We start from the raw sequence: 23,035 nt of genomic DNA, 5'->3' as shown, positions 1-23,035 counted from the left end.
GGAACGAGGTCATGAACAACACACGTCGTTTTCCGTGGTTGAAAGGAGTGGCGCTACTGGTGCTTCTGGCCGCAGCGGCATGGGCGTTGAGCCTGGTGCTGAACCGCGCAGGCGATGCTTCGGCAACGCTGTCGCAAGCCGTGACGCCCGCGCTGATCCAGCAAGGCGAATACCTGGCACGGGTCGGCGATTGCGTGGCCTGCCACACCGCCCATGGCGGCAAGGCCTTCGCGGGCGGGCTGGCGATTGAGTCGCCGATCGGCACCATTTACTCCACCAACATCACCCCCGATACCGGCACAGGCATTGGCGGTTGGAGCTATGGCCAGTTCGAGCGTGCGGTGCGCCGGGGCATCGGCCATGACGGCAGCGCGCTGTACCCGGCCATGCCCTTCCCCTCCTATGCCAAGGTCAGCACGGCAGACACCGAGGCGCTGTATGCCTACTTCATGAAGGGCGTGGCACCGGTGCAGCAGGCCAACCAGGCCAATGGCATCCCGTGGCCACTGTCGATGCGCTGGCCCCTGGCGTACTGGCGCAGCCTGTTCGCCCCCGCGCCACACGCCGACAGCACCGTGGCCAGCCGCGATGCCGTGATTGCCCGCGGTGCCTATCTGGTGCAGGGCCTGGGCCATTGCGGCTCGTGCCACACACCACGGGCGCTGACCCTGCAAGAGCAAGGCCTGGACGACAGCGCGGCCAGCTACCTGAGCGGCACCGAGCTCAATGGCTGGGCCGTGCCAGCGCTGCGTGGGGTCAAACACTGGTCCCAGGACGAGTTGGTCGCCTACCTGGCCGGCGGGCGCAACCGCACCGCTGCCGTGGCCGGCGAGATGAAGGACGTGATCGCCAACAGCACCTCGCACATGACCCCCGAGGACTTGCAGGCCATCGCGACCTACCTGCAATCGCTGCCCGCCACCGGTGAGCCGGCCTATCACGCTGACACCGAGCGCAGCGCGGCCACCACCCGGCAACTGACCGCGGCCACCGACCTGTCCCTGGGCCAGCGTCTGTACCTGGACAACTGCGGGGCCTGTCACTTTGTCACCGGCCAGGGCGCGCCACGGGTGTTCCCGCATCTGGATGGTGCCTCGATCGTCAATGCGCAGAATCCCACGGCGTTGATCGCGGTGATACTGACGGGGGCGCAAACGCCTTCGACGGCGCAGGCGCCGTCGGTGTTGCCGATGCCGGGCTTCGGCTGGCGCATGAATGATAGCGAGGTGGCCGAGCTGGCGACGTTCCTGCGCGGCGGTTGGTCCAACCGTGCCGGGGCGGTGTCGGCCGATCAAGTGCGCAAGGTGCGGGGGCAGTTCAGCGCGGCTTCGCACTAAACGCCCGTGTGGGGGCCTTGGTGCCCCCACGCGGCGTTGGTGCCAAACACACAAGGCTGACAACCCAAAACCCATAGGCCATGGCACGGTGCAACAAACGTGGGAGCGGGCTCTACCCGCGAAGCGCCGCGCGGGCGGCGCTCGATCTCAAGGCCGCTAGAAAAACATCGACTAGCCCCTGGCGGCCATAATGCGATCTGCGCAGCCTGCCGGCAGCGGCAAAGGTTTGCGGTGTTTGTTGGAGGGGCGTTTTAAGATCGAGCGCCGCTCGATCGCATGAACACCCGAAAAACATCGGCATGCACCTGTCAGCCCTCATGCAACCGACAACCACGACCTCATCACCCCACCACCGAAACAAACAAGGCCGAAGTCCATACCCGCGACTGGTCCCGCTGCCGCGCACAGACGAACAACGGATGCTCGCGCCCCGCCTCCAAGCCCAGCTCGCTCAACGCGATGCGCCCTTGGATTTCGCGCGGCAGCGGCGCCTGGGTCATGCGCTCCAGTGACACCTGCAATTCGGCACCCGGCAGGCGCTGGATGTGCTCGCCTTGCGCCAGCAGGCTGTCCCCGCTCAGGTCAATGTCGACACCCGGCGCATGCACGAACGCCTGCGGCTGCGACGGATCACCGACCTTGACGTAATTGTCGATGCGGCTGCGCACCTGGATGCGCGCGCCCGCCAATTGCGACAGTTCCAGCTCGATGCTGTCGGTGTCGCCATTGGTGTCGGTGCGGAACGCCAGCCGCGTGGCGTCCTGGCGCCAGACCGTCTGTTCGGGGTGGTCCAGGCCCTGGGTGGTGAAGCCCTTGATGACCGCGCCGGTGATCTGGATTTCACCGGTCCAGTAGGCACCGCGGTAGCGGTCCTTGATGCGCGCGCCGCCCAGGCGCAGGCGGATGCGCTGGGTGGACAGCCCCAGTTCCTGGTGCAGGTTGCGCGACCAGATCAACTGCTCGCCGTCGAACAGGTCGACCTGCTCCCAGCCGCTGTCGCCCAGCAGGCGGTAGTCGAGGATGGCGCTGGCAGGGGCGCTGAACACCTCGCCCATCTGGTGCTCACCCTGGCGCAGGCTGGCGAAGGTACGCTCACCCGTGGTGGCAAAGGTGCGTCGGGCGCGCAGGGCCTTGCCGACGCTGGCGCGGTCGAAACCGCTGGACAGTACGCCCGTGAGGCCGCCGCGCGAGCCGAACACCGCCGTGGCCGGCACGCCACCGCCGCAGCGCCCCTGGTGCTCGTCGCTGTTGGCAGCGGCGCCCACGCGGTAACCGCGTTGCAGCGCTTCGGCGTACACCCAGTGGAACTGGCCCCAGGCCGAGCCCACTTCGATCAGCCGTTCAAGCTCCGGGTGGTGCCAGTCCAGGTTGCATCGGCGGCCTCCCACGTGGGGCATCATCAGGTGGCCTTCGGGGTCTTTGGCGTAAGCGGCGTACAACTCGTCCACCGGCCAGGCGCCGGGTTTGATGGTGCCGGCGGTGAACTCGTTCCACTCGAACGAGCGCACCAGGCGGCCCTGGTTGTCGAATGGGAATTGGGGCTTGCGGTCGTGCAGGAACACCACGTTGCGGTCGCCACCGGCGCAGGAGTTGCCGCACCACTCGGTGCCTGGGTAGCAGACAAAGCGGCCCGGTTCGTTGAGTTCGCTGATCAGCGCCACGGCCTGGTCCCAGCGTTGCTCGGTGATGTTGAAATCGTTGGCGGTGTAGCCCAGCACGTCCAGGCCGGCGACGTCACGGCCATAGCTGAGGTTGTACAGCGTGTCGTTGGTGCCCACGGTGTCATCGGAATGCACGTGCAGGTCGGCGTACAACGGGCGCAGCCCGGCACCGACCGGGTCCACGGTGACGAAGGCGATGCTGGGCGCCACGCCCGCATGATCGACTCGCGCGCGCAGTTGCCATTCGCCCAGGCGTTGCAACTGCACGGCCGCCAGGCGCACCACCGCCCAGCCCTCGGCGGCCAGGCTGAACGGCTGCTCGCGGCTTTCACCCTGCGGCCCCACCAGGCTCAACACACCGGCCAGCGGCAGCTGCCGGCAGGTGTTGCCCCAGGCGTCGTCGGCCCGCACCAGCACATCGAAAGGCTCGCCGGCGCTGATCAGCCGCGGGGCGATAACCTGCAGGTGGCTGGCCGGCCCGGGCACGATGTCCAGCAACAGATCGCCCGGCACTTCGGCGAATTTCGAGCTGCCCAGCGGGTCGATGAACAGGCGCATTTGGAAGCCCTTTTCGACGAAGCTCTGCACCCGCGTGCCCGCGCCACCCTGACGACGGTCGCCCAGGCGGATGACGATGCGGTCGCCAGGGTTGAGGTAGCCGTCGACGACGTCGATGATCAGGGCTTTCTGGAACGGCCGCTCGTGGCCTTTCTGGTCGAAGCGCACCTTGAGGTGCTGCACCGTGGCCTGGCTTTGGCCCGGCACCAATTCGCCGGCCTGGTATTCGGCACTGACGTAGTTGGCGCCCGCCGGGCTCGAGGTCTGGAACAGCGCCCAGTCGGAGTAGAACTTAAACGCCAGTTTCAACCAGGCGCCGTCGGCCAGGCCGCTGCCGCCCACTTCGTACACCAGGGTGATTTCGTCCCACTGCCCGGCCACCAGGGTGTCACGGTCGCAGCTGATGCTGCCCAGGAACGGCCGCGCCTTGTTGCGCTCATACAGGCCTTGCGGGGCAATATAGTGACCGGCTTCGCGCGGATCGAAAGTAGTGCTCACGTGACACCTCTTGGGGGGGCAAGTCGAGAAACGCTTGGCCGGTCAGTTGACGCGCCAGGCTTGGTAATGACGCTCGATGCGGCGGAACACCAGGCTTTCCATCAGCCACGCCAGCAGGCCGATCAACACGATGCCCAGCAGCACCTGGCTGCTGTTGCCGATCTGCCCGCCCATGGACACCATCCAGCCGATGCCTTGGGAGGCGCCGATCATTTCCGCCGCCACCAGCGCCCGCCAGCCTTGGCTGAAGCCGATGCGCAACGCGGCGGTGAGAAATGGCAGCGAGGCCGGCAGGTACACATGGGCCAGCAACTACCAGCGGTTGGCGCCCAGGGTGCGGGCGGCGCGTACTTCACCACCGCGAATGCTCTGCACGCCTTCTTGCAGCGTCACCGCCATGGGGAACACGGCGGCGATGAAGATCACCAGTACGATGGAGAAGAACCCCAGGCCAAAGATGATCAGGATCAACGGCGCCCAGGCGATCGGCGGGATGGCCATGAACAGGCTGTTGAGCGGCGAAATGAAATCGCGAAAGCGCCGCGACAGGCCACCCGCGCTGCCCAGCAGTACGGCCACCAGCACCGCGCCGCAGAAGCCGGCCAACTCTTCCAGCAGGCTGGCGCGCAGTTGCACCAGCAGTGAACCGTCGGCCAGCCAGCGCAACGCTTCATGGGCCACCACCCAGGGCTGGGGCAGCACGTAGCTGGGAAAACGGCTGGCCAGGGCAACCCACACCAGCAGCAGGAACGGTAGCGAGGCCCAGCCCCAATTTGGTTTTGGTAAGGTCATAGGCGGCTCAGTGGGATGCTTTTTCCAGGTACGAGGTGTCCACCAACTGCGCCGGGCTCATGTCGACGTCCATGAAACCCAGGGCCTTGGAGTCGTTCATCAGGCGCTGGATGAATGCCAGGTCCGCAGGTTTCAACTCAGCCGACCATCCCAGACGCGTGCGGGCCCGGGCGACGATCTGTTCGGGGCTGATGGTGGTGCCGCCTGGGCCTTGCACCGGCTCCAGGCGGAAGGCGTCGGCGATGATGCGGTTGGCTTCATCCGGGTGTTCGTTGAGGAAGGCCACGGCCTTGCGGTGGGCGCGCAGCAGCTTGACCACGTCATCGGGGCGTTCCTGCAACGTCTTGGGCAAGGCGATGACCACGTACCAGGGGTACTGCGGCAGTGCCTGGTTGACGTCGAACAGCACCCGCGCAGTGCCGCGCAGTTCGGCCTGGCTGACGAAGGGCTCCCAGGAGAAGGCGGCGTCGACGATGCCACGCTCAAGGGCGGCGTTCATGTTGCCCGGTGGCATGTCGATGATGTTCAAGTCCTGGTCGGGGTTGAGGCCGGCCTTGTCTTTGAGCACGTAGCCGCGCAGCAGCACGTCCATGCCACTGCCCTTCTTCACCCCGGCCAGCTTTTTGCCCTTGAGGTCTTGCAGGGTGGTGATGGGGCTTTTGTCGCTGACCATCACCGCCGCCTGGCCGTAGTTGACCTTGGCCAGGATGGTGCTTTTCAGGCCGCGCGAGTACCACTGGTACACCGGCGGCGTGCCCACGTAGGCCACGTCCAGCTCGCCGGCGGCCAGCGCCTGCTGAATCACCGGCCCGTCGCCCAGGGCCTTGAGGTCCACGTCCAGGCCTTCCTGCTTGTAGAAGCCCTCCTTGTCGGCGATCAGCGCCGGGGCGTTGGCCATGGCGAACACGTAGCCGATGCGCAGCGGTTTATCGGCAGCGAAGGCGCTGGCGGCCAGGGTCAGGGCCGACAGCGAAGCGGCCAGCAGAACGGTTCTGATCATGCGGTTAACTCGGGCAAGGGACGGGCGGGAATGGCAACGGGCGATTGCGCCATGACCTGGGAAATGCGCTCCATCAGCTCATTGCGGCAGTCGAGAAAGGCCGGCAGACGACGGGTGACGAGGTTGCTGCGCGGGCGCGGCAGGTCGATGGCCAGTTCGCTGTGGATGCCGCCCGGGGCAATGTTGAGCACGATCACCCGGTCGGCCAGAAACACTGCTTCGTCGATGTCGTGGGTGATGAACAACACGGTCTGGCCAAGCTCGGCCCACAGGCGCAGGGTTTCTTCGTTCATGGTGTTGCGGCTGATGGCGTCAAGCGCTGCGAAGGGTTCGTCCATCAACAGCACGCCTGGCTCCAGTGCCAGGGTGCGCGCCAGCGACACACGTTGCTGCATACCGCCGGACAGCTGATGGGCCAGGCGTTGGGCGGCGGGCTCCAGCCCCACCAGGCGCAGGTAATCCAGCGCCTTTTCGCGCTGTTGGGCCTCACTGCCCTGCCCGGCCATGCGCAGGCCGAAGCGAACGTTTTCAAGGGCGGTGAGCCAGGGAAACAGTTGCGGCGCCTGGAACACATAACCTAGCTCGGGCAGTTCCGGGCTCACCGGCTTGCCGTTGATGAGAATCTGCCCCGCCCCCGGTGCCTGAAAGCCCGCCAGCAGGTTGAGCAGCGTGGTCTTGCCACACCCCGAAGGCCCCAGGATGGCAACGAACTCACCTGGCCGCGCCTTCAGGCTGAAGTGATCGAACACCTTATGGCCATTGGCGTAGCTGAAGCGGATGGCGTCCACGCTCAAGGCGTTGGCGCCGGGGGTTGAAACAAAGGGAGTCAGGGGCATGGCAAGCGCAGTCAGGTGGTTTACAATGGATTGCCTGACATAATACGTATTAATACAAGTTAGACCAAGATTGTATTTTCATAACCTTAGAAGTAACGGAAGCCGCCCGTGTCCATCCTTCGTGACAGCACCACCTCGCTCTACGAGCAGATCGCCCAGCAGTTGCTGGAGGAAATCCAGCGCGGCGCCTTCGAGCCCAGCGGCAAACTGCCGTCCGAAGCCGAGCTGGGCCAGCGTTTTGGCGTGAGCCGCGTCACCGTGCGCCTGGCCGTGGGCAAGCTCAGTGATGACGGCGTGGTCGAGCGCAAACAGGGCAAGGGCACCTTCGCCGCCGCCAAGCAGGTGCGCCATGGCCTGGACGCCCTGCGCAGCTTTCACGAAGCGCTGTTGCTGCAGGGCCTGAAGCCAACCATGCGCGTCATCGGCCAGCACCTGCAGCCCACTCCGGAAGGCCTGCGCGCGCTGTTCGACGGCGCCGAGCTATGCCTGTGCGTGGAGCGTCTGCACTACGTGGATGGCGAGCCCATTGCGCTGGGCCGCAGCTACCTGCCGGCGCAACTGGCCAGCGTGGTGTGGGAAGAAGTCGAGCAGCAGCCCATCTATTGGGTACTGGAACGCGTGACTGGCAGCCCCGTGGCACGGGCGGACATGGCGATCCGCGCCCAGGAAGCCGACAAGGCGCTGGCTACCGCCCTGGGGGTCAAGCGTGGCGCGGCGCTGCTGGTGATGGAACGTACGTCGTGGTTCGCCAATGACCAATGCTGTGACCGCACCACGTTCCACATCCGGCCGGAGCGATATTCGTTTGTGCTGAGCGGGGTGTTTGCGTCCAAGGCAGCGCTGCAATAGGTGATGGCAAAGGCGTGTAGCTGGCGAAGGCTGCGTCGATCTTTGGCGCTATCGTGAAACCACGTCACCCTCAGCGAACCACCATGACCCACACCGTTGCCTGCCTGCACGCCCATGCCAGCAATATCGCCGTCTTCGACACCGCCGCCAAAGCGCTTGGCCTGCGTGCCGCAAGCCTTGCCCAATGCTACGAATTGCGTTTGAGCCCGTTGGGCGAGGAAACCTCGGAGGGGCATGGGCCCGGGGTGCAGGAGCCCTGCACCGGGTCCAGGTCGGGAAACGGCAACGTATCAATGCGTGCCTGCTGCGCCGCCGTCGGCGCTTCGCGGCAGATGTCGGCATGCTGCCCCGGCGGGTAGGCGCCCACCACCAGGAAGTCGTCGCTGGAGCCCAGGTTGCAATGCCCGGTACCGGCCGGCAGCAACAGCACATCACCGGCGCAGACCTTCACCACGTGACCGTTGGGCCCGCCCAGCATCAGTTGCGCCTGGCCGCTGGCGACGCCCAGCACTTCGTGGCCTTCGGTGTGGTAATGGTGGTAATTGAATACCCCATAGCGCCATTGGGGTGGCCAGCCGTGGCTGGCGAAGGTGCGTTCGAACAGCGCCGCCGGGTCGCTGCCTTGCAAGGCAATGGCCTGGGGGTAGATCAACACCGGCAGCCGCGGGTTGTTGGGCACCCAGTCGTTGCGTTGCAGTTGCAGGCTTTGCACCGGCGCGCGCTCGGCCGCCCAGGCCTTGGCGCCGCCCAGCAGGGCCAGTGCGGCGAGTTGCGTGAAGCCTCTACGTAGCAAGGGCATGACATCCTCCATAAGCCATTCAAACCAATTGAAACCGGTTTCAGTCTAGCATGATGCAACAACCTGTCATGAAGGCAGGCGGCGTGCTTGAGCCATCCGCTGACCGCATCTTGTAAAATTTTGTCATGAAAAACCTGGCAAATAGACCACTATTGTAGGGCTCCGGCACAGGTTCGTGGTTGGTGATGCCCGCCCGGCCCCGTATGATTCCTTATCCATTCCAGCAGATCAGACCGCTATGTCATTGATAGTTCTACTGCTTCTGCCCTTCATTGGTAGCTGTCTGGCCGCTGTGCTGCCCCATGATGCGCGCAACCGCGAGTCGATCCTGGCCGGGCTGGTGGCCCTTACCGGCACAGTCGCCGTGGCCCTGATGTACCCGCAGGTCGCCCACGGCGGCGTGATTCGCGAAACCTATGAATGGCTGCCCAGCCTGGGCCTGAACCTGACCCTGCGCATGGACGGTTTCGCCTGGCTGTTCTCCCTGCTGGTGCTGGGCATCGGCACGCTGGTGTCGCTGTATGCGCGTTATTACATGTCACCGGATGACCCGGTGCCGCGCTTCTTCGCGTTTTTCCTGGCGTTCATGGGTGCCATGCTCGGGCTGGTGATTTCCGGCAACCTGGTGCAGATGGTGTTCTTCTGGGAGCTCACCAGCCTGTTTTCGTTCCTGCTGATCGGCTACTGGCACCACCGCGCTGACGCCCGTCGTGGCGCCTACATGGCCTTGGCGGTGACTGGCGCCGGCGGCCTGTGCCTGTTGGCCGGCACCGTACTGCTGGGCCAGGTGGTGGGCAGTTACGACCTGGATACGGTGCTGGCGGCCGGCGAGCAGATCCGCGCCAGCCACCTGTACCCGGTGCTGCTGACGCTGATCCTGATCGGTGCCTTGAGCAAAAGCGCGCAATTCCCCTTCCATTTCTGGCTGCCCCACGCCATGGCCGCGCCCACGCCGGTGTCGGCCTACCTGCACTCGGCCACCATGGTAAAGGCCGGGGTGTTCCTGCTGGCGCGGCTGGGGCCGTCGTTGTCGGGCAGCGAGCAATGGTTCTGGATGGTCAGCGGCGCGGGAGCCTGCACCCTGCTGCTGGGCGCCTATTGCGCCATGTTCCAGAATGACCTCAAGGGCCTGCTGGCCTATTCCACCATCAGCCACCTGGGCCTTATTACTCTGCTGCTGGGCCTCAACAGCCCGTTGGCGGCGGTGGCGGCGGTGTTCCACATTCTCAACCACGCCACCTTCAAGGCCTCGCTGTTCATGGCCGCCGGCATCATCGACCACGAAAGCGGCACCCGCGACATCCGCCGCCTGAGCGGCCTGTTCCGGCTGATTCCCTTCACTGCCACCCTGGCCATGGTGGCCAGCGCGGCCATGGCGGGGGTGCCATTGATGAACGGCTTCCTGTCCAAGGAAATGTTTTTCGCCGAGACCGTGTTCATCACCTCCACCGCCTGGGTGGAAATAGCGCTGCCTGCGATCGCCACCATCGCCGGCACCTTCAGCGTGGTCTACGCGCTGCGCTTCACCGTGGATGTGTTCTTCGGCCCCCCGGCCACCGACCTGCCCCACACCCCCCATGAACCGCCGCGCTGGATGCGGGCACCGGTGGAACTGCTGGTGATGCTGTGCCTGGTGGTGGGCATTTTCCCCGCGCAATCGGTGGGCCCGTTGCTGGCTGCGGCGGCGCTGCCGGTGGTGGATGGCGAGCTGCCAGCTTACAGCCTGGCGATCTGGCACGGGTTCAACGCGCCCCTGATCATGAGCCTGGTGGCCATGGGCGGCGGCATACTGCTGTATCTGTTGCTGCGCCGCCAGGTGCAGCGCGGCTACCTGCAACGCCCGCCCCTGGTGGGCCGCCTCAATGGCAAGCGCCTGTTCGAGCGCAGCCTGGTGCTGTTGATGCGCCTGGCCCGCCGCACCGAACGCACGCTGACAACCCGGCGCCTGCAACCGCAGTTGTTCATGCTGGTGCTGGTGGCGGTCATCGCCGGCCTGATCCCGCTGCTGCACAACGGCCTGAGCTGGGGCCAGCGGCCCAAAATCGCCGGTTCCGGGGTGTTCGTGGCGCTGTGGCTGATCGCAATCGCCTGCGCCGTGGGCGCCGCCTGGCAAGCCAAGTATCACCGCCTGGCGGCCCTGACCATGGTCAGCGTGTGCGGGCTGATGACCTGCGTAACCTTCATCTGGTTCTCGGCGCCGGACCTGGCCCTGACGCAACTGGTGGTGGAAGTGGTGACCACGGTGCTGATCCTGCTGGGGCTGCGCTGGCTGCCACGGCGTATCGAGGACGTTCTGGCGGCGCCCGGCAGCGAAGCACGCGCCCGCGTGCGGCGCCTGCGTGACCTGCTGCTGGCCACGGTGGTGGGCGGTGGCATGGCGGCACTGTCCTACGCCATGCTCACTCGCCCTACCCCCAACGTGATTTCCGAGTTCTACTTGCGCAAGGCCTTGCCCGAAGGCGGCGGCAGCAACGTAGTGAATGTCATGCTGGTGGACTTCCGCGGCTTCGACACTCTGGGCGAAATCACTGTGCTGGTGGCCACCGCCCTGGCCATCTTCGCCTTGCTGCGACGCTTTCGGCCGCCGCGCGAAAGCATCCAGTTGCCCACCCAACAGCGCCTGCTGGCACCGGACGTGGTCACCGACCTGGTCAACCCGCGCCAGGCCAGCGACACCGCCCTGGGCTTCATGATGGTGCCGGCGGTGCTGGTGCGCCTGCTGCTGCCCATCGCCGTAGTGGTGTCGATGTACCTGTTCATGCGCGGCCACAACCAGCCGGGCGGTGGCTTTGTCGCCGGGCTGGTGATGGCGGTGGCGTTCATCCTGCAGTACATGGTGGCCGGCACCCAGTGGGTGGAAGCCCAGATGCGCCTGCGACCCCAGCGCTGGATGGGCGTGGGCCTGCTGTTCGCCACCCTGACCGGGGTAGGCGCCATGCTGCTGGGCTACCCGTTCCTCACCACCCACACGGCCCACCTGCACTTGCCGGTACTGGGCGAGGTGCACGTGGCCAGCGCGCTGTTCTTCGACATCGGCGTGTTCTGCGTGGTGGTGGGCTCGACCCTGCTGATCCTCACCGCCCTGGCACACCAGTCGGTGCGCAGCCATAAACCCACCGGGCTGCCCAAGCCCGTCGCCCAACCACTAGGGAGTGCCTGATGGAAGAAGTCATCGCGGTTGCCATTGGGGTACTGGCCGCGTCCGGCACGTGGCTGATCCTGCGGCCACGGACCTTCCAGGTGGCCATGGGCCTGTGCCTGCTGTCCTATGGGGTCAACCTGTTCATCTTCAGCATGGGCAGCCTGTTCATCGGCAAGGAACCGATCATCAAGGACGGCGTGGCCCAGGACCTGCTGCATTACACCGACCCGCTGCCCCAGGCGCTGGTGCTCACGGCCATTGTCATCAGCTTCGCCATGACCGCGCTGTTCCTGGTGGTGTTGCTGGCATCGCGCGGGCTGACCGGCACCGACCACGTGGACGGCCGGGAGCGCGGCGAATGAGCGCGATGCCGCCCCTGCTGATCGCCCCCGTGCTGCTACCGCTGCTGACCGCCGCGCTGATGCTGTTGCTGGGCGAAAAACACCGCCCGCTCAAGGCGCGCCTGAACCTGTTGTCTACCCTGGCGGGCCTGGCCATCGCTGCGGTGCTGCTGCACGGCACCCAGCAACAGGACCAGACCAGCGCCGTTGGCGTGTACCTGCCAGGCAACTGGCCGGCACCGTTCGGCATTGTGCTGGTGCTGGACCGGCTGTCGGCGCTGATGCTGGTGCTGACCGGCATCGTCGCCAGCGCCGCCCTGCTGTTCGCCATGGCCCGCTGGGATCGCGCCGGGGCCAGTTTCCATGCGCTGTTCCAGATCCAGCTGATGGGGCTTTACGGAGCGTTCCTGACGGCGGACCTGTTCAACCTGTTTGTGTTTTTCGAAGTACTGCTGGCGGCCTCCTACGGCATGCTGCTGCACGGTTCGGGCCGGGCGCGCGTGTCGTCGGGGCTGCACTACATTGCCATCAACCTGCTGGCCTCGTCGCTGTTCCTGATCGGCGCGGCCATGATCTACGGCGTTACCGGCACCCTCAACCTGGCTGACCTGGCGGTGAAAATCCCCCAGGTGCCAGCGGGCGACGTCGGCCTGCTGCACGCGGGCGTGGCCATCCTGGCCACCGCGTTCCTGGCCAAGGCCGGCATGTGGCCGCTGAACTTCTGGCTGGTGCCCGCCTACGCCTCGGCCAGCGCGCCGGTGGCGGCGCTGTTCGCGATCATGACCAAGGTGGGTGTCTATACCTTGCTGCGCCTGTGGAGCCTGTTGTTTTCCGACCAGGCCGGGGCCTCGGCGCATTTTGGCGGCGACTGGCTACTGGCCGGCGGGCTGCTGACCATTGCCGTGGCCGGTATTGCCGTGCTGGCCGCCCAGCGCCTGGAACGCATGGCCAGCCTGAGCATACTGGTATCGGCCGGCTCCCTGCTGGCCGCCATCGGCTTTGGCGTGCCAGCGATCACCGCGGGCGCGCTGTTCTACCTGGTCAGCTCCACCCTGGCGCTGGCAGCGCTGTTCCTGCTGGCCGAACTGATCGAGCGCTCGCGGTCGGCCAACGACATGGCCCTGGAGGACGACGGCGACCTGCTGCCGCGCCCGGTGGAGTCCCTGCACCCGCCCAAGGGCATCAACCTGGACGATGAGCAGAAAGCCGTGGTGGGCCAGGTGATCCCCTGGACCATGGCATTCCTGGGTCTTGCCTACATCGCGTGCGCGCTGCTGGTTATCGGCATGCCGCCGCTGTCCGGGTTCATCGCCAAGCTCAACCTGATCCAGGCACTGTTCAGCCACGCCAGCCCGGCGGCCTGGGTGCTGGTGGCGCTGCTGATCCTCTCCGGGCTGGGCACCCTGCTGGCCATGACCCGCGTCGGCATCCAGCGCTTCTGGACACCCCAGGAACGGCCTTCGCCGTTGCTGCGGCGTTTTGAGTGCGTGCCCATCGTGGTACTGCTCGGCCTGTGCCTGTTGCTGACCGTCCAGGGCGAAGCGCTGCTGGGCTACGTGCGCGCAACGGCCGCCCTGCTAGACGAACCCAGCCACTACATCAACGCGGTGATGGCCGCCCAGGTGCGCCCATGAAGCACCTGTTTCCTGCCCCGCTTCTGTCGCTGGCCTGCGCCGGGTTATGGCTGTTGTTGAACCTGTCGCTGAGCGCGGGCAATCTGGTGTTGGCCGTGCTGCTGGGGGTGCTGGCGCCGCTGCTGATGAGTGCCCTGCGCCCCCAGCCGGTGCGCATCCGCAAGCCCTGGACCGTGTTGCGCCTGTTGGGCCGCGTGGGTGTTGACGTGGTCACCTCGAACCTGCAGGTAGCCTGGAGCGTGCTCAACCTGGGGCGCCGCGCGCCGCGCTCGGCTTTCGTCAAGGTTCCCCTGGACCTGCGCGACGCCAACGGCCTGGCCGCGTTGTCGACCATTACCACGGTGGTGCCCGGTACGGTCTGGTCGGAGCTGGCCCTGGACCGCAGCATTTTGCTGCTGCACGTGTTCGACCTGGATGACGAGGCGCGCTTCATCGAGCACTTCAAGACCACCTACGAACGCCCGCTCATGGAGATTTTCGAATGAGTGCCCTGCTCGACCATGCCATTGTGCTGAGCCTGGCGATCTTTGCCCTGGCCATGCTGCTCACCCTGTACCGCCTGTTCAAGGGCCCGTCCGCCCAGGACCGGGTGCTGGCCCTGGACTACCTGTACATTCTGGGCATGCTGACCATGCTGGTGCTGGGCATTCGCTACGGCAGCGAAACCTACTTCGAGGCGGCGCTGTTGATCGCCCTGTTCGGCTTCGTCGGCTCCTTCGCCCTGGCCAAGTTTCTGTTGCGCGGCGAGGTGATCGAATGAACGAGCTGCCGGTGTGGATTCAAGTCGCCATTGGCGTGCTGCTGTTGCTGGGCAGCCTGTTTGCCTTGCTGGGGGCCATCGGCATGGTGCGCCTGAAAGACTACTTCCAGCGCATGCACCCGCCGGCGCTGGCGTCGACCATTGGCGCCTGGTGCGTGTCCCTGGCGTCGATCCTGTTCTTCTCGGCCCAGGCCCATGAACCGGTACTGCACGCCTGGCTGATCCCCATCCTGCTGGCCATCACCGTACCGGTCACCACCTTGCTGCTGGCCCGCGCGGCGCTGTTTCGCAAGCGCATGGCGGGTGAGCCGGTACCGGGGGAAGTGAGTAGCCGGCAGTAGGGATAATGCTCATTCAGGGCCGCCGAAAAATCTGTAGCCGCTGCCGCCAGGCTACGTCACAGGCCTGCGGCCACCTTGTCGGCCACATCCGCCGGCACCCAGCTGCGCCACAGTTGCGGGTAGTCTTTGAAGAAGGTGGTGGCTGCCTGACGCGGGGGCAAATGCCGCTCACTCATGGTCGCCAACGCCTTGTTCAGGTCATCGATGGGCAACTTCACCTGCTGGAAGAATGCCACCAGTTGCGGGTAGTCATGGGCAAACGCCGCCGACACACCCACGCAAAGAATCGACGGCGGCGAACGGGTAGGCTTGGGCGTCGGGTTATCGGCCTGGGTCAGGGTCTTCCACGCCTCGGCGTCGAATGCCGGCTCCTGCAACTGCACCAGCTTGTAGCGACCGAGTAACGGTGTGGGCGACCAGTAGTAGAACAATACCGGCTGGCCGCGCTTGATCGACGAGGTAATTTCGGCGTCCAGCGCTGCACCGCTGCCGGAGCGCAAGTTGCTGTAACTGTCAGTCAGGCCATAGGCCTTGAGCTTCTGCCCGTTGACCACTTCCGAGGTCCAGCCAATGGGGCTGTTGAGGAAGCGCCCCTTGTCGGGGTTTTCGGGGTCGCGAAACACGGCCTTGTAGCGCGGCAGGTCGCTGACACTGTGCAGGTCGGGCGCCAGCGGCTTCAGACCGCGTGCGGCATCGCCCTTGATCACGTACTCCGGCACCCACCATCCTTCAGTGGCGCCCTCCACCAGGTTGCCCAGGCCCTTGACCTGCCCCGCCGCCTCGGCCTTGACCCAGACAGGACTGCGCCCGGCCCACTCTTCGGCGATAACCTGGATATCGTTTTTCGCCAGCGCCGTTTCCAGCGTGATGGTGGTGCCTGGCAGGGTGTCCGTGGGCAGGTCGTAGCCTTTCTCCACCACGATGCGCAACAGTTCGGTGATCAGGCTGCCGCTTTCCCAGTTCAGGTCGGCAAAATGAATGGGCGCCGGCGCCGCACGCACGGGCGACGCCGTCAGCACCAGGCACCACAGCACAACAGGCAGTATCACTTTCATCGGCAAGGCCTCGACAGTCAGCACTCACTGACTGTAGACCACTGCCCGATGATGCCCCGCCCGTGTTACTCGCTGGGCTTGAAGGTCAACTCGCCCTTGCGCCACTTGGCCGCTTTCGAAGACGCCGCCTTCAAGGGCTTGGCCAGGCCGCCCTGCAGTTGTTCCACAGCGGCGAAGACCATGACGATGGTCTGACCTTCCTTGAACACGATGCCCTCGCCGTCTGCCGTGCTCACAAAGGCATATTCGCCCAGGCCATACACCGCCAACTTGATGTCACGGAACTTGATCTCAAACTTGCCGCCTTCCCGGCTGGGCAATACCGCCGCACGAAAGTGATCGCCCACTTTCAGCTCAAGGCGCTGCTTGTCATCCACCACCAAGGCACTTTCGGTATCGATCTCGGCCATGTAAATGCCTTCTACCGTTTGTTCGGTGACATACACGAAACGCGATTGAAACAATTTGACCAGTTTGGCGCGAAGATCGCCCAGCACGAACAACGCGTGCATTTCCAGATTACTTACTGCCAATTAAAAATCCTCGAATGAAAATACTGCCCGGCACAACACAGGCAGCCGAAACGACCCCGGCCGAGCCCGAAAACCAAGGCGCGGCGCAAAAAATGAACAAGTCCATGGCAGGTCAGGCGCGACAAGAAGCTAAAGGAAAAATCCACTGGAAGCTCTTGCAGGCGATGCTGACCTTGAAGGAAAGAACACTTCAAGGCGTGGGACGTTTCCTAATCATTAAAATCAGTAATACGCCGCAGCCTAAAGCGCCTTTTCCGACAGCCTGACGAAGTAAAAAATGCGATAGCTATACATATTGCCTGCCCATGAGGGTCAAGCGTAGCAGGCAGCAGCGCACCCACTGTGCACGTGGCACCCAACGCCCCATCGGAAGGAACGAATATGCACGATTCACTGGAAAGCCGTCGAGCAAATATCGACAAGGCAGACGCAACTATCGACTTCGGCACGGCATTGTACCGGCTCAAGGGCCCGCAGGGCTACCGTCAGGCACTACGTTGCCAGGTAATTCCCGCCGGCCGCGAGTTCTTCCACGTACGCGAAATGGACAGCGGCCGCACCCTGGGGTTTCGCTGCTCGCACTTGGAAGCCTGCGCGCTGGCGCGGCTACTGGAACAGGGGCAAAGGCCCCTCAAGGACTTTGTAGCGGTGCCGATACAATAGGCAAACCCCCAGGAGGTCGACGCCATGATGGACATCAACCCGGTTGCCGCGCTGTTCGGCACCGCCAGCGAAGACCCGGCGAAGCTGCGCGCCGACGCCGAGGCTGCCGCCAGCAAGGCTGCCGCGGCCAAGCGTGAGGCCCAGCAGAACGCCAGCAAACGGCGCGCCCGCGCCCACAACCAGCACATCGCCCAGCTTCAGAACCAGGCGCGCCATGAACAACACGAATTCATGGCCGTGCAGAATGCCCAGTACCACAGCGTGGCCGAGCGCAACCTGGCGCTGATCCGCGCGCGTGCCAGCATGATGGCCGCGCACATCGCCATGGACCTGGCCACCTCGGTACCTGCCCGGCCTCAGCAGGAGGCCGGCATCGTCAATACTGACTCACGCAGTATCGATACCGACGCCTAGCCCTGCGGATCGAACTCTTTCGCAGGTTACCTTTCATACCTTAGGCAAGGCGTCTTTCAGCCAGCCACCCGCAGCCCCGCCTGCCAAGGAGATGACATGGAAACTGAACAACCCAACCTGGGTACCCTGTTTGCACAACTGGGCATGGACAGCGACCCGGCCAGCATCGACCGCTTCATCAGCGCCCACCCGTTGCAGGGCGACGTGAAGCTGATTGATGCACCGTTCTGGAATGAACGCCAGGCACGCTTTCTGAAAGAAGAATTACGCGCCGATGGAGGCGACTGGGCCATTCCCATCGACGAATTGAACGTACGCCTGCATCAGCAGGCGTAACGAACTGACGCCAGCCCCGGATCTACCGCCAGCTGCGCCATCCAGGCGTCGCGGCATTCCAGCGCTTCAGCGCGGCTCGCGAACGCGGTGCCGCGCCGCTCGCCATTGACCAGTACCACCCAGCACACTCCTTTGCCAAGGGTCCGGATATTGGCGGGCACGCCGCTGCCAATCATCACGGCCACATCGACCTTGCAGTGCATGTCTTCCTCCAAGAGCGTTCAAGAACGAACTGATGTGGCCATCTTAATGCCTTCATTACTCAGGAAACAGCCAAAACCTGGTACAGCTTCGTTACAGCAACGGTAACAAATGGACGTTATTCTCGAGCCCTTTGCGGTTTGTAGCCCAACCGCAAGCCGCCCCAGTGACGCCCTTTCACCGTGATCGGAACGGACAGGTCATGCATGAGTTCGCCCGTGTCGCGGGTGTAGGTTTGCAGCAGCATGGCCTGCTGATGGCTGCCACAGCGTGACCCGGTGCGATCATCGAACTTGCGCTTGGTGCGGTTGTGCACGGCGTCATGGGCTACATCGCCGGTCAGCGGCTGGCTGAACGCCTGGTTATGGGTGGGTACATAGCCCTGGGGCGTACAGGCAATGGCAAACACCAGGCCTTCGTGACGGCTGAGCAATGGCTCCTGGATGGCCGGCAGCACCTGATCGGTGTAGCGATCGAAGCGGGTGTGGAATTTCGCCGGCTGACTGCCAGCAACCGCCTGGTACTGGCGGTCGAACAGGTCATCCAGGCCGATACGCCCCTGCTCCACGCCCTGCTCGAATTGCGCTGCGATCTGCTGGGCGCCCTCCCGCGCAAGGTCATAGATGCGTTGGTGGTAATCGTCCAGGCCGACCTCGGCCAGGCGTTCACTGATGCTCTCGGCCTGGGCCTCCATTTGCACCGCCGCCTTGGCCAGGTTCTGGGTCTGGCCGTCGCTGACGGCCAGGTCGCCGCGCATCTGCTCCACGGCCTGAAACAGGCTGGCCAGTTGTTCGCGGTTGGTTTCGGCGCCGCGGGCAATTTCGCCCACCTGGGTTTCCACCCCGGCCGCCAGGGCAGCGATGGTGTCGAGTTGTTCGCCCGTGTGTTCCACCTGCACCACGCCCGCACCCAGGTCACTGGCCAACTGGCGGATCTGCTCCACCACTTGGGCGGTGCGCAGTTGGATGTCGGCGACCATCTGTCCCACTTCCTCGGTGGCGGTGGCAGTACGGCCTGCCAGGCCCCGCACTTCGTCGGCCACCACGGCAAAGCCGCGGCCCTGCTCACCGGCGCGGGCGGCTTCGATGGCGGCGTTGAGGGCCAGCAGATTGGTCTGGCTGGCGATGGATTGAATCACCAGGGTCACCCGCTGGATGTCTTCGCTGCGCTGGCTCAACGCCTCGATCGACTCGCGGCTGGCACTGGCGCGGTCGGCCAGTTGGTGCATGCGGCTGATGGATTCGGCCAATACTTCCCGGCCTGCCACCCCGTGACGGTGCGCTTCGCTGGCGGCGGCCAGAGCCTGCTGGCTGAGCTGGGAGGTGGCCTGCTCGGTGCCGATCATCACCTCGGCGCTGCTGACGATTTGCGCAGCCGCCCCCAGCTGCGATTGCACGCGGCCGGCCAATTGGCGAACGGAAAAAGCCACCCCGGCGGCAGAGAGGGCGTTATGACTGGTGGTGTAGGACAGATCGCGCGTGAGCGCAGCAACCGGATCGGGGCGATCCAGCGCGGCAGGTGCAGACGCACGCGCGCCCAGGCGTGGCAGCCACAGGCACAGCAACGCCAGGGGCGCAGCCACGTAGAACGACAGTTGCGCGAAGGCCACGGCGGCCAGCAGGCACAGCAATGCCAGGCTTTGCAGCACCGGCGACCATGAAATCGAACGGGCTGGCGCCGTTGGCGGCGCGGCGTCGAGCAGAGATCCGTCTCTCGTCATTGCAAGTACTCCACAGCGATTGTCGTTGTTTTGACGCCTATTAAACGTCAACACATGGCAATTGGCTATGATTCCTTGGTAGCAACAAACGGGCGCGTTATGCCGCAGTTGTAGCCGCAAGGCCTGCGCTCACTGGAGACCTCCAGCGTGGTCAAGGACCAGCGCAGCCTTCGGCAGCGGCTACAGGGGCATCACGCCTGACGCTGGTGCTTGTCGATCTGCTCGTGACGTTCCTGCGCTTCGATGCAGTACTTGGTGGTCGGGCTGATCAGCAAGCGCTTGAGGCCGATTGGCTCGCCGCTGTCGTCGCACCAGCCGAAGCTTTCGTCGGCAATGCGGCCCAGGGCCTGTTCCAGTTGCGGCAGCGAACGCTGGTCGCGGTCAATGACGTTGACCAGCCAGTGACGCTCTTCTTCCACCGAGGCGGCATCGGCCGGGTCAGCCGGGGTGTCCAGGCTTTCGATGGCAATGCGGCTCTGCTCGATACGCTCGTGGGTCTCGACCTTGAGCGACTGCAACAGCGCGGTGAAGAACGCCAGTTGCTCGGCATTCATGTAGTCATCGGCCGGCATGGCCAGCAACTTTTCCTTTGTCATTGATTTCTCTATAAAAAATACGTGCATTAAGGCGAATCAAAAGGTGTGACCGGGCAGCGCCCGACCTCACGGAATTCTTCAAGCGCCAACTGGCACTCAATTTATGAGGGGCGGCAGTCTAAGGCCGGTTTTCGCGCGCAGCAACTGAATTGAAGGTGGATTTGACCAATAACCGCTATATAAACGCAATCGAGTGTACCGGGCGCTGCAAAAATACACCCGCGCAAAGCATCAAGGTGGATAAATATGCAGCCATTGGCCGCGAAACTGAAGAAATCAGGCAGCCAAAATGCAAAAAAGCCCGCGCAACACCCGAATCGGTGCCACGCAGGCAAAAAGCCTCACGCGCCTCAGCGTTTGAGTATGCGTTTATTACGGTACTGGTCGATGACCACCGCCACCACGATGATCAGGCCCTTGATGATGTCCTGCACGTAGGCATCCACCCCGACAAAGGTGAAGCCGGAGGCCATGACGCCAAGGATCAGGGCGCCGATGACCGTGCCGCTGATGCGCCCTACCCCACCCACCAGGCTGGTGCCGCCGATCACCGCTGCGGCAATGGCGTCCAGCTCGTAGGACATGCCCATGCCGGCCTGGCCAGTGGCCGCTCGCGCCGATGCCACCACGCCGGCCAGCCCCGCCAGCAGCCCGGCGATGCTGTAGACGATCACCAGGTGGCGCTTGACGTTGATGCCGCTGGTGCGCGCCGCCTGCATGTTGCCGCCAATGGCGTAGGTGTATTTGCCGTAGCGGGTATAGCGCAGGGCAATGTGGAAGATCACCGCCACCACCAGGAAGATGATCACCGGCATCGCCCCGCGGCCGATGGCCGTGTAGCTGTCGGACAGCATGCTGATGGGTTGGCCCTCGGTGTACAGCCGCGCCAGGCCGCGCGCCGACACCATCATGCCCAGGGTGGCAATGAACGGCGGAATACCGGTGAGGGCGATGATGCTGCCGTTGATGGCTCCCGCCAGCAACCCTACCCCCAGGCCCGCGAGTACCGGCGCCCACACGGGCAGGTCGGTGAGGTGCGGGAACACCGCCCGGGCGTAGTCGGAACCCTGCGCCAGGCTGGCGGCCACCATGGCCGACATGGCCAGCACCGAGCCCGATGACAGGTCGATGCCGGTGGTAATGATCACTTGGGTGACGCCGATGGCGATCAGGCCGATGATCGACACCTGCAGAATCATCAGTACCAGGCGCTGGGAATTCATCAGGAAGCTCTGGTCACGCACGATCCAGCCGAACACCTCGAACACCAGGCCGATGCCGATCAGCACCAGCAGAATGCTCAGCTCGGTGGGCATGCGCCGCCGGGAACGGGTGGGCGGCGCGACGACAGGTTTGTTTTCAGTCAACGTGGTCATGGTGGTTTTCCTTATTGGGCGTGGGCCGGCGCGGCACTGTCCAGCGAAGCGGCCATGGCGCCGGAGGCCAGGTGCATGATGCGTTCCTGGGTCGCCTCGGCGCGGTCCAGGGTGCCGGTCATATGGCCTTCATGCATGACCAGGATGCGGTCGCTCATGCCCAGCACTTCTGGCAACTCCGACGAGATCATGATCACCGCCAGGCCTTCATCGGCCAGTTGGGCAATCAAACGGTAGATTTCCGCCTTGGCGCCGACGTCGACCCCACGGGTCGGTTCGTCGAGGATCAACACCCGCGGCTTGGTCATCAGCCAGCGGGCCAGCAAGGCTTTCTGCTGGTTGCCCCCCGACAGGCTGTCGATGCACTGATCCAGCGAGGGCGTCTTCACCCGCAGGCGCTTGCACATGTCCTCGCACAGCAGCCGCAAGGCCTTCTGGTGGACAAAACCGCGCCCCACGTAGTGCGGCAGCACGGCCACCTCCATGTTCTCCAGCACCGACAGGCAGGGAAACAGCCCGGTCAACTTGCGGTCTTCGGTGAGCAGCGCCAGGCCCAGGTGAATGGCCTGGCCCGGGCCGCTCATGCGCACCGGCTTGCCGTCGACGAACATCTGGCCATGGGTGGCCGGGGTAATGCCGAACAGGGTCTCGGCAATGTTGGTGCGCCCTGCCCCCATCAGCCCGGCAATGCCCAGCACCTCACCGGCACGCAGTTCGAAGGACACCCCTTCGAACACCCCGGTCAGGCCCAGGTCCTTGGCCGCCAGGCGCACTTCGCCCAAGGGCTGGGTGCGTTGCGGGAACAGTTGGGTCAGCTCGCGGCCCACCATCAGGGTAATCAGGTGGTCGCCATCCAGGCTGTTGGCCGGGTACTGGCCAATGAAGCAGCCGTCGCGGAACACCGCCACCTGGTCAGCGATGGCAAACACTTCGTCCATCTTGTGGGTGATGTAGACAATCGCCTTACCCTGAGCCTTGAGGTCCTGGATGATGGAAAACAGGTGGGCCACTTCCTTCTCGGTAATGGCCGACGTGGGCTCGTCCATGATCAGGACGTCGGAGTTGTAGCTCACCGCCTTGGCGATCTCGACCATCTGCCGCGAGGCAATGCTCAGTTCGCCCACCAGGTCGTCCGGCGACAGGCTGATGCGCAGGCGCGCCAGCAACTGCGCGGTGGCCCGGTGCATGGCGCCATGGTCCACCAAGTGCCAGGGCGTCAGCGGTTCGCGGCCAATCCAGATGTTTTCGGCAATGGTCATGTGCGGCATCAGGTTGAGTTCCTGATGAATCATGGCAATGCCCGCCTCAAGCGCCGCCAGCGGGTTGTCCAGGGCCAGTACCTGGCCACGCAGGCGCAGCTCGCCGCTGTCGGGCTGGTGGATGCCGGCGATGATTTTCATCAGCGTCGACTTGCCGGCACCGTTTTCGCCCATCAGCGCCAGCACTTCACCGCGGTGAACGCTGAGGCGAACGTTGTCCAGGGCGGTCACCCCGGGAAAGCGCTTGGTCACGCCAATCACTTCAAGCAGGCATTCGTGTTCAGTTGGGTCAGGGGCAAAGGCAAACATCGGGGTGCACTCCACAGGCTGGGCG

At 64.6% G+C, this 23,035-nt stretch carries 23 protein-coding genes and 1 pseudogene; 12 read left to right on the top strand and 12 right to left on the bottom strand.

Going from position 1 to position 23,035, the window contains the following annotated elements; translation table 11 throughout:
- Positions 1-11: 11 nt before the first annotated feature.
- A complete protein-coding gene (locus tag PMM47T1_RS20950; protein ID WP_008372742.1) occupies positions 12-1,337 on the top strand; it encodes a c-type cytochrome in 1,326 nt (441 codons plus the stop codon).
- Between the two features lie 341 nt (positions 1,338-1,678).
- Here PMM47T1_RS20950 and PMM47T1_RS20945 read toward each other — a convergent pair whose 3' ends face one another.
- The 4 genes and pseudogenes from PMM47T1_RS20945 to PMM47T1_RS20930 form a co-directional block, all read right to left on the bottom strand.
- Positions 1,679-4,054: a hypothetical protein gene (locus PMM47T1_RS20945; protein ID WP_008372740.1), complete on the bottom strand. Its 2,376-nt coding sequence runs from the start codon at positions 4,052-4,054 to the stop codon at positions 1,679-1,681.
- Positions 4,055-4,096: 42 nt separating this feature from the next.
- Positions 4,097-4,846 (bottom strand): annotated as a pseudogene (locus PMM47T1_RS20940) (ABC transporter permease).
- A gap of 7 nt (positions 4,847-4,853) precedes the next feature.
- A complete protein-coding gene (locus tag PMM47T1_RS20935) occupies positions 4,854-5,846 on the bottom strand; it encodes an ABC transporter substrate-binding protein (RefSeq protein WP_008372738.1) in 993 nt (330 codons plus the stop codon).
- The gene (locus PMM47T1_RS20930; RefSeq protein ID WP_043301327.1) at positions 5,843-6,682 is read right to left on the bottom strand and encodes an ABC transporter ATP-binding protein; all 840 of its coding nucleotides are present in this window, start codon (positions 6,680-6,682) and stop codon (positions 5,843-5,845) included. The genes PMM47T1_RS20935 and PMM47T1_RS20930 overlap by 4 nt, the downstream gene beginning before the upstream one ends.
- A 108-nt stretch (positions 6,683-6,790) precedes the next feature.
- On the opposite strand from PMM47T1_RS20930, the gene PMM47T1_RS20925 reads away from it, so the two are divergent.
- A complete protein-coding gene (locus tag PMM47T1_RS20925) occupies positions 6,791-7,531 on the top strand; it encodes a GntR family transcriptional regulator (RefSeq protein ID WP_008372733.1) in 741 nt (246 codons plus the stop codon).
- Positions 7,532-7,718: 187 nt separating this feature from the next.
- Here the strand turns inward: PMM47T1_RS20925 and PMM47T1_RS20920 are convergent, their stop codons facing one another.
- Positions 7,719-8,330, bottom strand: a complete 612-nt coding sequence (locus tag PMM47T1_RS20920) for a cupin (RefSeq protein ID WP_008372731.1) — start codon at positions 8,328-8,330, stop codon at positions 7,719-7,721.
- 238 nt (positions 8,331-8,568) lie between these two features.
- On the opposite strand from PMM47T1_RS20920, the gene PMM47T1_RS20915 reads away from it, so the two are divergent.
- The 6 genes from PMM47T1_RS20915 to PMM47T1_RS20890 are packed head-to-tail and all read left to right on the top strand — an operon-like array spanning position 8,569 to position 14,548.
- A complete protein-coding gene (locus PMM47T1_RS20915) occupies positions 8,569-11,490 on the top strand; it encodes a monovalent cation/H+ antiporter subunit A (protein WP_008372729.1) in 2,922 nt (973 codons plus the stop codon).
- Positions 11,490-11,834 carry a Na+/H+ antiporter subunit C gene (locus PMM47T1_RS20910; RefSeq protein WP_008372727.1) on the top strand — a complete coding sequence of 115 codons (345 nt, stop codon included), beginning with the start codon at positions 11,490-11,492 and terminating at the stop codon, positions 11,832-11,834. The genes PMM47T1_RS20915 and PMM47T1_RS20910 overlap by 1 nt, the downstream gene beginning before the upstream one ends.
- The gene (locus PMM47T1_RS20905) at positions 11,831-13,447 is read left to right on the top strand and encodes a monovalent cation/H+ antiporter subunit D (RefSeq protein WP_008372725.1); all 1,617 of its coding nucleotides are present in this window, start codon (positions 11,831-11,833) and stop codon (positions 13,445-13,447) included. Before PMM47T1_RS20910 ends, PMM47T1_RS20905 begins: the two co-directional genes overlap by 4 nt.
- On the top strand, positions 13,444-13,932 hold the full coding sequence (locus PMM47T1_RS20900; protein ID WP_008372723.1) for a Na+/H+ antiporter subunit E: 489 nt from the start codon (positions 13,444-13,446) through the stop codon (positions 13,930-13,932). The genes PMM47T1_RS20905 and PMM47T1_RS20900 overlap by 4 nt, the downstream gene beginning before the upstream one ends.
- Positions 13,929-14,207, top strand: coding sequence for a K+/H+ antiporter subunit F (locus PMM47T1_RS20895; RefSeq protein WP_008372721.1), 279 nt, complete (start codon positions 13,929-13,931; stop codon positions 14,205-14,207). The genes PMM47T1_RS20900 and PMM47T1_RS20895 overlap by 4 nt, the downstream gene beginning before the upstream one ends.
- Positions 14,204-14,548, top strand: coding sequence for a Na+/H+ antiporter subunit G (locus tag PMM47T1_RS20890; protein WP_008372719.1), 345 nt, complete (start codon positions 14,204-14,206; stop codon positions 14,546-14,548). The genes PMM47T1_RS20895 and PMM47T1_RS20890 overlap by 4 nt, the downstream gene beginning before the upstream one ends.
- Before the next feature lie 56 nt (positions 14,549-14,604).
- Here the strand turns inward: PMM47T1_RS20890 and PMM47T1_RS20885 are convergent, their stop codons facing one another.
- A complete protein-coding gene (locus tag PMM47T1_RS20885) occupies positions 14,605-15,603 on the bottom strand; it encodes an ABC transporter substrate-binding protein (RefSeq protein WP_008372716.1) in 999 nt (332 codons plus the stop codon).
- A gap of 65 nt (positions 15,604-15,668) precedes the next feature.
- On the bottom strand, positions 15,669-16,136 hold the full coding sequence (locus PMM47T1_RS20880) for a hypothetical protein (protein WP_081492685.1): 468 nt from the start codon (positions 16,134-16,136) through the stop codon (positions 15,669-15,671).
- A 14-nt stretch (positions 16,137-16,150) separates the two neighbouring features.
- Here PMM47T1_RS20880 and PMM47T1_RS29925 point away from each other — a divergent pair, with 14 nt between their 5' ends.
- The 4 genes from PMM47T1_RS29925 to PMM47T1_RS20865 all read left to right on the top strand — a co-directional run bounded on the left by PMM47T1_RS29925 (position 16,151) and on the right by PMM47T1_RS20865 (position 17,549).
- Positions 16,151-16,402 carry a hypothetical protein gene (locus PMM47T1_RS29925; protein ID WP_008372712.1) on the top strand — a complete coding sequence of 84 codons (252 nt, stop codon included), beginning with the start codon at positions 16,151-16,153 and terminating at the stop codon, positions 16,400-16,402.
- Positions 16,403-16,517: 115 nt separating this feature from the next.
- The gene (locus PMM47T1_RS20875) at positions 16,518-16,799 is read left to right on the top strand and encodes a hypothetical protein (protein WP_008372709.1); all 282 of its coding nucleotides are present in this window, start codon (positions 16,518-16,520) and stop codon (positions 16,797-16,799) included.
- Positions 16,800-16,823: 24 nt separating this feature from the next.
- On the top strand, positions 16,824-17,213 hold the full coding sequence (locus PMM47T1_RS20870; protein ID WP_008372706.1) for a hypothetical protein: 390 nt from the start codon (positions 16,824-16,826) through the stop codon (positions 17,211-17,213).
- Between the two features lie 96 nt (positions 17,214-17,309).
- Positions 17,310-17,549 (top strand): DUF2789 domain-containing protein, encoded by a 240-nt coding sequence (locus tag PMM47T1_RS20865; protein WP_008372703.1) that lies wholly within the window; start codon positions 17,310-17,312, stop codon positions 17,547-17,549.
- Here PMM47T1_RS20865 and PMM47T1_RS20860 read toward each other — a convergent pair.
- From PMM47T1_RS20860 to PMM47T1_RS20840, 5 genes are all read right to left on the bottom strand, one after another.
- Positions 17,537-17,752: a hypothetical protein gene (locus PMM47T1_RS20860; RefSeq protein WP_008372702.1), complete on the bottom strand. Its 216-nt coding sequence runs from the start codon at positions 17,750-17,752 to the stop codon at positions 17,537-17,539. The genes PMM47T1_RS20865 and PMM47T1_RS20860 overlap by 13 nt on opposite strands.
- 116 nt (positions 17,753-17,868) lie before the next feature.
- Complete coding sequence (locus PMM47T1_RS20855; protein ID WP_043301326.1) at positions 17,869-19,470, bottom strand: methyl-accepting chemotaxis protein; 1,602 nt, start codon at positions 19,468-19,470, stop codon at positions 17,869-17,871.
- Between the two features lie 191 nt (positions 19,471-19,661).
- Complete coding sequence (locus PMM47T1_RS20850) at positions 19,662-20,066, bottom strand: TraR/DksA family transcriptional regulator (RefSeq protein WP_008372698.1); 405 nt, start codon at positions 20,064-20,066, stop codon at positions 19,662-19,664.
- A 350-nt stretch (positions 20,067-20,416) separates the two neighbouring features.
- Complete coding sequence (locus PMM47T1_RS20845; RefSeq protein ID WP_008372696.1) at positions 20,417-21,442, bottom strand: ABC transporter permease; 1,026 nt, start codon at positions 21,440-21,442, stop codon at positions 20,417-20,419.
- A gap of 11 nt (positions 21,443-21,453) precedes the next feature.
- Positions 21,454-23,010 carry a sugar ABC transporter ATP-binding protein gene (locus PMM47T1_RS20840; protein ID WP_008372694.1) on the bottom strand — a complete coding sequence of 519 codons (1,557 nt, stop codon included), beginning with the start codon at positions 23,008-23,010 and terminating at the stop codon, positions 21,454-21,456.
- Positions 23,011-23,035: the final 25 nt, after the last annotated feature.

Source organism: Pseudomonas sp. M47T1, assembly GCF_000263855.1.
GTDB lineage: Bacteria > Pseudomonadota > Gammaproteobacteria > Pseudomonadales > Pseudomonadaceae > Aquipseudomonas.
Note: the sequence above shows the minus strand (reverse complement) of the source record. Positions and strands in the feature narration are given on the sequence as shown.

What these genes read in the sequence shown, in the direction of transcription:
- PMM47T1_RS20950 (WP_008372742.1), top strand. Translation starts at nt 12, where the DNA reads ATGAACAACACACGTCGTTTTCCGTGGTTGAAAGGAGTGGCGCTACTG.
- PMM47T1_RS20935 (WP_008372738.1), bottom strand. Translation starts at nt 5,846, where the DNA reads ATGATCAGAACCGTTCTGCTGGCCGCTTCGCTGTCGGCCCTGACCCTG.
- PMM47T1_RS20930 (WP_043301327.1), bottom strand. Translation starts at nt 6,682, where the DNA reads ATGCCCCTGACTCCCTTTGTTTCAACCCCCGGCGCCAACGCCTTGAGC.
- PMM47T1_RS20920 (WP_008372731.1), bottom strand. Translation starts at nt 8,330, where the DNA reads ATGCCCTTGCTACGTAGAGGCTTCACGCAACTCGCCGCACTGGCCCTG.
- PMM47T1_RS20915 (WP_008372729.1), top strand. Translation starts at nt 8,569, where the DNA reads ATGTCATTGATAGTTCTACTGCTTCTGCCCTTCATTGGTAGCTGTCTG.
- PMM47T1_RS20910 (WP_008372727.1), top strand. Translation starts at nt 11,490, where the DNA reads ATGGAAGAAGTCATCGCGGTTGCCATTGGGGTACTGGCCGCGTCCGGC.
- PMM47T1_RS20905 (WP_008372725.1), top strand. Translation starts at nt 11,831, where the DNA reads ATGAGCGCGATGCCGCCCCTGCTGATCGCCCCCGTGCTGCTACCGCTG.
- PMM47T1_RS20900 (WP_008372723.1), top strand. Translation starts at nt 13,444, where the DNA reads ATGAAGCACCTGTTTCCTGCCCCGCTTCTGTCGCTGGCCTGCGCCGGG.
- PMM47T1_RS20895 (WP_008372721.1), top strand. Translation starts at nt 13,929, where the DNA reads ATGAGTGCCCTGCTCGACCATGCCATTGTGCTGAGCCTGGCGATCTTT.
- PMM47T1_RS20890 (WP_008372719.1), top strand. Translation starts at nt 14,204, where the DNA reads ATGAACGAGCTGCCGGTGTGGATTCAAGTCGCCATTGGCGTGCTGCTG.
- PMM47T1_RS20885 (WP_008372716.1), bottom strand. Translation starts at nt 15,603, where the DNA reads ATGAAAGTGATACTGCCTGTTGTGCTGTGGTGCCTGGTGCTGACGGCG.
- PMM47T1_RS29925 (WP_008372712.1), top strand. Translation starts at nt 16,151, where the DNA reads ATGAAAATACTGCCCGGCACAACACAGGCAGCCGAAACGACCCCGGCC.
- PMM47T1_RS20875 (WP_008372709.1), top strand. Translation starts at nt 16,518, where the DNA reads ATGCACGATTCACTGGAAAGCCGTCGAGCAAATATCGACAAGGCAGAC.
- PMM47T1_RS20870 (WP_008372706.1), top strand. Translation starts at nt 16,824, where the DNA reads ATGATGGACATCAACCCGGTTGCCGCGCTGTTCGGCACCGCCAGCGAA.
- PMM47T1_RS20865 (WP_008372703.1), top strand. Translation starts at nt 17,310, where the DNA reads ATGGAAACTGAACAACCCAACCTGGGTACCCTGTTTGCACAACTGGGC.
- PMM47T1_RS20860 (WP_008372702.1), bottom strand. Translation starts at nt 17,752, where the DNA reads ATGCACTGCAAGGTCGATGTGGCCGTGATGATTGGCAGCGGCGTGCCC.
- PMM47T1_RS20855 (WP_043301326.1), bottom strand. Translation starts at nt 19,470, where the DNA reads ATGACGAGAGACGGATCTCTGCTCGACGCCGCGCCGCCAACGGCGCCA.
- PMM47T1_RS20850 (WP_008372698.1), bottom strand. Translation starts at nt 20,066, where the DNA reads ATGACAAAGGAAAAGTTGCTGGCCATGCCGGCCGATGACTACATGAAT.
- PMM47T1_RS20845 (WP_008372696.1), bottom strand. Translation starts at nt 21,442, where the DNA reads ATGACCACGTTGACTGAAAACAAACCTGTCGTCGCGCCGCCCACCCGT.
- PMM47T1_RS20840 (WP_008372694.1), bottom strand. Translation starts at nt 23,010, where the DNA reads ATGTTTGCCTTTGCCCCTGACCCAACTGAACACGAATGCCTGCTTGAA.